Below are 1,876 nucleotides of genomic sequence, written 5' to 3'. Positions count from 1 at the left end.
GGGAGGTAAGCGTATTAACAGGTGTGACGCAGGAAGGTAGCCGGGCCGGGCGATGGTTGTCCTGGTCTAAGGATGTAGGGTCAGTGATAGGTAAATCCGTCACTGTGTCTTGGATGACGCACCTGAGATCTGACGGGACCCACTTTGGTGGGAATCCGGTGATCCTATGCTGCCTAGAAAAGCATCGGCGCGAGGTTTTAGCCGCCCGTACCCCAAACCGACACAGGTGATCAGGTAGAGAATACTAAGGCGATCGAGAGAATTATGGTTAAGGAACTCGGCAAAATGCCCCCGTAACTTCGGGAGAAGGGGGGCCCCAACCTTGATGGACACTTTGCTGTCCGGAGGGGATCGGGGCCGCAGAGACCAGGGGGAAGCGACTGTTTACTAAAAACACAGGTCCGTGCGAAGTCGCAAGACGATGTATACGGACTGACTCCTGCCCGGTGCTGGAAGGTTAAGAGGACCGGTTAGCCCTTACGGGCGAAGCTGGGAATTTAAGCCCCAGTAAACGGCGGTGGTAACTATAACCATCCTAAGGTAGCGAAATTCCTTGTCGGGTAAGTTCCGACCTGCACGAATGGAGTAACGACTTCCCCGCTGTCTCAACCATAAACTCGGCGAAATTGCAGTACGAGTAAAGATGCTCGTTACGCGCAGCAGGACGGAAAGACCCCGAGACCTTTACTATAGTTTGGTATTGGTGTTCGGTGTGGCTTGTGTAGGATAGGTGGGAGACTGTGAGACCCGGACGCCAGTTCGGGTGGAGTCATCGTTGAAATACCACTCTGGTCATACTGGATATCTAACTTCGGCCCGTAATCCGGGTCAGGGACAGTGCCTGATGGGTAGTTTAACTGGGGCGGTTGCCTCCTAAAGAGTAACGGAGGCGCCCAAAGGTTCCCTCAGCCTGGTTGGCAATCAGGTGGCGAGTGTAAGTGCACAAGGGAGCTTGACTGTGAGAGAGACATCTCGAGCAGGGACGAAAGTCGGGACTAGTGATCCGGCGGTACATTGTGGAATGGCCGTCGCTCAACGGATAAAAGGTACCTCGGGGATAACAGGCTGATCTTGCCCAAGAGTCCATATCGACGGCATGGTTTGGCACCTCGATGTCGGCTCGTCGCATCCTGGGGCTGGAGTAGGTCCCAAGGGTTGGGCTGTTCGCCCATTAAAGCGGTACGCGAGCTGGGTTTAGAACGTCGTGAGACAGTTCGGTCCCTATCCGCTGCGCGCGCAGGAAATTTGAGAAGGGCTGTCCTTAGTACGAGAGGACCGGGACGGACGAACCTCTGGTGTGTCAGTTGTACTGCCAAGTGCACCGCTGATTAGCTACGTTCGGATGGGATAACCGCTGAAAGCATCTAAGCGGGAAGCCCGCTTCGAGATGAGATTTCCATACACCTTGTGTGTGAGAGGCCCCCAGCCAGACCACTGGGTTGATAGGCCGGATGTGGAAGCGGGGACTAAAGACCCGTGAAGCTGACCGGTACTAATAGGCCGATAACTTACACCACACCACAATCTGGGCAGGAAACGACTTCAAACGTTCCCGCCAAACAAGGATTGTGTTGATCATGCTGCTTGCGTCCACTATGTGGTTCCCGGATAACAAACCCGTGTGTGGTTTGTCACCGTGGAACGAACCGCTGATTGTCCTTTCGGGGATGGTTGGGTGGTTTAGAATAAAAGAGAGTGTTCATTCTTACGCGTGGATACTTTTTCATGACAGGCACGGTTAAACGTGTTTGGTTGTGACCCATTGTTTTCCCCTCCACCAGGAGCAGTTGGCCGGTGGTGTGGGTGGTAGGGTTACGGCGGTCATAGCGTGGGGGAAACGCCCGGTCCCATTCCGAACCCGGAAGCTAAGACCCAC

At 54.5% G+C, this 1,876-nt stretch carries 2 rRNA genes (1 of these 2 cut by a window edge); both read left to right on the top strand.

The annotated features are described in order from the left end of the window. Positions 1-1,517 (top strand): 23S ribosomal RNA (locus tag CXR03_RS17655); it begins 1,648 nt to the left of the window's first position. Positions 1,518-1,813: 296 nt separating this feature from the next. Continuing rightward, a 5S ribosomal RNA gene (rrf, locus tag CXR03_RS17650) occupies positions 1,814-1,876 on the top strand; the annotation flags it as partial.

It is taken from the genome of Arthrobacter sp. 08Y14 (assembly GCF_002929455.1).
GTDB classification, from domain to species: domain Bacteria; phylum Actinomycetota; class Actinomycetes; order Actinomycetales; family Micrococcaceae; genus Arthrobacter_B; species Arthrobacter_B sunyaminii.
Note: the sequence above shows the minus strand (reverse complement) of the source record. Positions and strands in the feature narration are given on the sequence as shown.